The 5,167-nt window shown below is 71.8% G+C and carries 4 protein-coding genes and 2 pseudogenes; 3 read left to right on the top strand and 3 right to left on the bottom strand.

Features of this window, described 5'->3' with window-relative positions; translation table 11 throughout:
- The coding region (locus D1825_RS01390) for a DEAD/DEAH box helicase (protein WP_118765722.1) at positions 1–2,381 on the bottom strand (2,381 nt) is incomplete at its 3' end.
- 100 nt (positions 2,382–2,481) lie between these two features.
- Here D1825_RS01390 and D1825_RS18785 point away from each other — a divergent pair.
- Together D1825_RS18785 and D1825_RS18510 are read left to right on the top strand one after the other, a co-directional pair.
- Positions 2,482–2,886 (top strand): annotated as a pseudogene (locus tag D1825_RS18785) (hypothetical protein); the annotation flags it as partial.
- Positions 2,887–2,947: 61 nt separating this feature from the next.
- Positions 2,948–3,193 carry a hypothetical protein gene (locus tag D1825_RS18510; RefSeq protein ID WP_233549553.1) on the top strand — a complete coding sequence of 82 codons (246 nt, stop codon included), beginning with the start codon at positions 2,948–2,950 and terminating at the stop codon, positions 3,191–3,193.
- A gap of 4 nt (positions 3,194–3,197) precedes the next feature.
- On the opposite strand, the gene D1825_RS01380 is transcribed toward D1825_RS18510, so the two are convergent.
- Positions 3,198–3,710: a GNAT family N-acetyltransferase gene (locus tag D1825_RS01380; RefSeq protein ID WP_233549552.1), complete on the bottom strand. Its 513-nt coding sequence runs from the start codon at positions 3,708–3,710 to the stop codon at positions 3,198–3,200.
- A complete protein-coding gene (locus tag D1825_RS01375) occupies positions 3,695–4,537 on the bottom strand; it encodes an SDR family NAD(P)-dependent oxidoreductase (RefSeq protein WP_118765721.1) in 843 nt (280 codons plus the stop codon). Before D1825_RS01375 ends, D1825_RS01380 begins: the two co-directional genes overlap by 16 nt.
- A gap of 97 nt (positions 4,538–4,634) precedes the next feature.
- Between D1825_RS01375 and D1825_RS01370 the strand changes: the two are divergent.
- A pseudogene (locus tag D1825_RS01370) lies at positions 4,635–5,167 on the top strand (hypothetical protein); the annotation flags it as partial.

The raw sequence follows: 5,167 nt of genomic DNA, 5'->3' as shown, positions 1-5,167 counted from the left end.
GGGCCACGCGCGGGCGGGCCGGTGAGGATCTCGTCGTGGTCGTCGTAGAACGGGTCCAGCGCGGCCGACCAGCGGTCGGCGGTCCACGGCTCGCCGTCCTCGTCGACGTCGCCGAGCGCGGCCAGCGCGCCGTAGGCCTCGCGCGCGGCGAGCTCGACGCGGCGGAACAGCGCACCCCGGACCAGGGCGCGCAGCACGCGCGGGTTGGCGGTGAGCGGCTCGGGGGTGTCCTCGTCGACCCCGCCGGGCGAGTCGGCGCCGTGCTCGTCGAGCGGGTTCGACAGGCGCTCCCACTCGTCGAGCAGGCTCGAGTCGGTGCGGCGCACCAGGTCGCCCAGCCACTCGATGAGCTCCCACAGCTCCTCGGTGCGGGCGTCCTCGGGGACCGTCTGACGCAGGGTTCGGTACGCGTCCGCGAGGTAGCGCAGCAAGATGCCCTCGGTGCGGTCCAGCTGGTAGTGCGAGACGTACTCGGCGAACGTCGAGGCGCGCTCGTGCATCTCGCGGACGACCGACTTGGGCGACAGCGCGAGGTCGGCCACCCACGGGTTGGTCTGGCGGTACGTCGCGAACGCGGCCTCGAGCAGCTCGGCGAGCGGGCGGGGGTACGTGACGCCCTCGAGCAGGGCCATGCGTTCGTCGTACTCGATGCCTTCGGACTTCATGGCCGCGACGGCCTCGCCGCGCGCGCGGTTCTCCTGCGCGGCGAGCACCTGGCGCGGGTCGTCGAGCGTGGACTCGAGCACGCTGACCACGTCGTGCGCGTAGGCGTGGTCCTCGCGGTCGAGCAGGTCGAGCGCCGCGTACGCGAACGGGGACAGCGCCTGGTTGAGCGCGAAGTTGGCGGGCAGGTCGTGCGTGAGCCGGACCGTGCGGCGGCGGCCGTGCGGCGCGGTGGGGTCCTCGACCCAGGGGCGCTCGAGCACGCCGGCCGCGCGCAGCGAGCGGTAGACCGCGACCGCCTGGCGGATGTGGCGCCCCTGCGCCCCCTCGGGCTCGTGGTTGTCGGTGAGCAGCCTGGTCATCGCGGCGACGGGGTCGCCCTCACGGGCCAGCACGTGCAGCACCATGGCGTGCGTCACCTGGAAGCTCGACGTCAGGGGCTCGGGCGGGGCGTCGCGCAGGCGCTCGAACGTCTTGTCGGTCCAGTTGACGTGCCCCTCGGGGGCCTTCTTGCGGACGATCTTCTTGAGCTTCTTCGGGTCGTCGCCGGCCTTCTCGAGCAGCTTGCGGTTCTCGATGACGTGGTCGGGCGCGAGCACGATGACCTCGCCGACGGTGTCGTACCCGGCGCGGCCCGCGCGCCCCGCGATCTGGTGGAACTCGCGCGCGGACAGGTGCCGCATGCGCACGCCGTCGTACTTGACCAGGCTCGTGAGCACCACGGTGCGGATCGGCACGTTGATGCCGACGCCGAGCGTGTCCGTGCCGCAGACGACTGGCAGCAGGCCCTTCTGCGTGAGCCGCTCGACGACGCGGCGGTACTTGGGCAGCATCCCGGCGTGGTGCACGCCGACGCCGTGCCGCAGCAGGCGCGACAGCGTCTTGCCGAAGCCGGGCCCGAACCGGAACGCGCCGAGCTCGTCGGCGATCGCGTCACGCTTCTCGCGGCTGGCCAGCGGCGTCGAGAGCAGCGACTGCGCGCGCTCGACGGCCTCCTTCTGCGTGAAGTGCACGACGTAGACGGGAGAGCGCTGCGTCTTGACGAGCTCGTCGAGCAGCTCGTGGAGCGGTTCGATCGCGTAGGCGAAGTTGAGCGGGACGGGCCGCTCGGCGGTCTCGACGACGGCGACCTCGGTGCCGGTGCGCTTGACCAGGTCGTCGGCGAAGAACGTGACGTCGCCGAGGGTCGCGGACATGAGGACGAACTGCGCGCGGGGCAGCTCGAGCAGGGGCACCTGCCAGGCCCAGCCGCGCTGCGGGTCGGCGTAGAAGTGGAACTCGTCCATGACGACCTGGCCGACGTCCGCGTCGGGGCCGTCGCGCAACGCGAGGTTGGCCAGGATCTCCGCGGTGCAGCAGATGATCGGTGCGTCGTTGTTGACCGACGAGTCGCCCGTCATCATCCCGACGTTCGCGGACCCGAAGGCCTCGACGAGCGCGAAGAACTTCTCGCTGACCAGCGCCTTGAGCGGCGCGGTGTAGAAGGTGCGGCGGCCCTGGGCGAGGGCGACGAAGTGGGCCGCGGTCGCGATGAGCGACTTGCCCGAGCCGGTCGGGGTGCTGACGATCACGTGCTCCCCGGAGACCAGTGCGAGCAGCGACTCCTCCTGGTGCGGGTACATCGTCAGGCCGCGCTCGGCCGTCCACCCGGTGAACGCCTCGTAGAGGGCGTCCGGGTCGGTGGGATCGGCCGGGATGCGGTCGGCGAGGGTGGGCACGGCCCGATCCTCGCACGCGCGGTGGGGCTCGTCGGGCGCGGGTGTGGGAGGTCGAGGCGTACCGAAGGTGGCCTCATGGCCAGGCTGACCCTCGGGTGCCGTGCACCTCGGGCAAGGAGAACGAGTCCCGACTTCCCCTCCACCCGCAGCATCTCGAGCGGATCGACGAGGACCTGCGGTCCTCGGCTTCGGCAACGCGGCCCGCGGCGCGGTGGCCGCTCTGCACGCGCTGGGCGTGCGCGACGTGACGGTCCTGACGCTGCGCGACACGATGGCCGTGGCCTCGCCGATCCCGTCGGTCGTCATCGAGCAGCTCGAGCGGACCGACTCCGGCAGCACGCTCGTCGTGACTCGGGAGGAGACGGTGCCGACCGCCGAGTTCCTCGCGAAGCACGACATCGTCGTGAACTGCGCGCTGCAGGACACCGACGCGCCGCTGATGTTCGTGACGAACGACGAGCTCAAGCTGTTCGCGCCCGGCACGCTGCTCGTCGACGTCTCCTGCGACGCGGGCATGGGCTTCGAGTTCGCCGACCCGACGCCCCTGTCGGACCCGATGTTCACGGGTGGGCGACGCGATCACGTACTACGGCGCGGACCACAGCCCCGACGTGCTGTGGCGCAGCGCGACCTGGGGGATCAGCGAGGCCGTGCTGCCGTTCCTGCGAGTGGTCATGGACGGGCCGGCCGCCTGGACCGACGACCAGACGATCGCCGGCGCCATCGAGATCCGCGACGGCGTCGTGGTGAACCCGAAGATCCTCGCGTTCCAGCACCGTGCGGCCACCTGGCCGCACGCGATCGCGGGTTGAGCTGTTAGCTCGGCTCGCCCTCGCTCGTGTCGAGCGTGCGCTGCACCCAGTGCACGTCGCGCCACGCGCCGAGCTTCCAGCCGACCTCGCGGTAGGTCCCCACGGGTTCGAAGCCGAGCGCGCGGTGCAGGGCCGCACTCGCCTCGTTGGGCACGGTCATGCCCGCGACCGCCGTGCGGAAGCCGCGCGCGGTGAGGCGGGTCAGCAGGCTCTCGTAGAGCGCCTTCCCGATGCCCGCACCACCGTGCCCCTGCGCCACGTAGGCGCTGACCTCGCAGGTCCAGCGGTAGGCGGGGCGGGCGCGGAAGGTCCCGGCGTAGGCATACCCGACCAGCTCGTCGTCGAGCACGGCGACGAGCCACTCGTGGGCCGCGGCGATCCGCCGGGCCATCTCGTCGGGTGGCGGGGCGTCCGTCTCGAACGTGACAGCCGTGTCGACGACGTACGGGGCGTAGATCCGGGCACAGGCGTCCGCGTCGGCGGCGGTCGCCGGCCGGACCGTCAGGCGTCGATCCACGACCGGGTCGCCGTCGTGACCGACGAGCCGTCGAGGTCGGCGAGCTTGAGGCCGACGAAAGCGCTCGCGTTCGGCGAGGTCTGCACCCGGAACGCGGGCGCCGGGCTCTCCAGCGCGTCGAGGATCACCGCGCCGACTCCGTCGGGCTCCTGCGCGTTGGCGAACGCACCGGCGGTGCGCGCGAGGTAGGCGCGCAGGGAGTCCTCGTACGGACCGGCATCCGCGACCAGGGCGTCGCGGTCGCCTACTGCGGTGCCGGCGAACTGCGTCGCGACCGCGCCGGGCTCGACGACGACGACGTCGACCCCTGCAGCCGCGGCGACCGGGTGCAGGCTCTCGAGGAACCCTTCGACGGCGAACTTCGCCGCGCAGTAGGCCTCGTTGAACGGCTGCCCGACGATGCCACCGACGCTCGAGACCGTGACGAGCCGGCCCTTGCTGGCTCGCAGGTGGGGGAGCGCGGCCCTGCTCACGGCGACGACCGCGAAGAAGTTGACCTCCATGCAGCGGCGGAAGTCGTCGAGCGTCAGCGTCTCGACGGTGCCGACCAGACCGGCGCCGGCGTTGTTGACCACCGCGTCGAGCCGGCCGTAGGTCTCGACGACGTCGGCGATGAGCGCATCGACGTCGTCGGTCCGCGTGACGTCGAGTGCGCGGATGTCGAGCGTGACGCCCTCGTTCGCGGCCCTCTCTCGGAGGGCGTCCGCCCTGGCCTGGTCGCGGAGCGTGGCCACGACCTGCCAGCCGCCCTTCGCGGCCAGGACCGCGGTGGACAGGCCGATGCCGGAGGACGTGCCGGTGACGACGACGGTGCGCGGGGTGGTCATGGGGCCAGTCTGCTCGGTCTGGTGGTGTTTGCGCGTCCTGCCCCCTGCTCGAACTGGTGTTCGAATTTGTGTCAGTGGTCGGTGGGACGATAGGGATATGTCAGACACCACCTCGGTCATCGATGCGGCGGCGCTGGTGCGTGCCGCGCTCGGTGCTGAGGCGTGCGGTGTGCCGTCTCGTGTCGTCTCCGGGTGGGGTGACGACGAAGTTCTCGCCGGCTTGGTGCGGTTGGAGTCTGTTGCTCGTCAGGTCGATGCGTGGCGGGCGGCATTGGTGGTGGAGGTCGACGAGCGCAGCACCCGGGGGCGCGACGGGCTGGCTGGGAGTCGTGGATGCCGGGGCTCGCGTGAGCTGGTTCGCCGGGTGACGGGCTCTGCGAACGCCTCGGTGTCGCGGTGGTTGCGGTTGGGGCGCGCGACCCAGGAATCGACCGGGTTGACCGGGCAGCGCGTGCCGGCGCCCTTCCCGCACGTCGCCGAGTCGCTGGCTACGGGGCGGATCAACGTGGATGCGGCGATGCAGATCATCGACAACCTCAACCCGGTCCGGCCCGTCGCGGGTGACGCGATGGTCGCTGTTGCTGAGGAGCAGCTCGTCGCAGCCTGCTCGGCTCACGAGCCGGGTGGGGT

The sequence above is a fragment of the Cellulomonas rhizosphaerae genome, assembly GCF_003470205.1.
In the GTDB taxonomy this organism is placed as follows: domain Bacteria; phylum Actinomycetota; class Actinomycetes; order Actinomycetales; family Cellulomonadaceae; genus Cellulomonas; species Cellulomonas rhizosphaerae.
Note: the sequence above shows the minus strand (reverse complement) of the source record. Positions and strands in the feature narration are given on the sequence as shown.

What these genes read in the sequence shown, in the direction of transcription:
- D1825_RS01375 (WP_118765721.1), bottom strand. Translation starts at nt 4,537, where the DNA reads ATGACCACCCCGCGCACCGTCGTCGTCACCGGCACGTCCTCCGGCATC.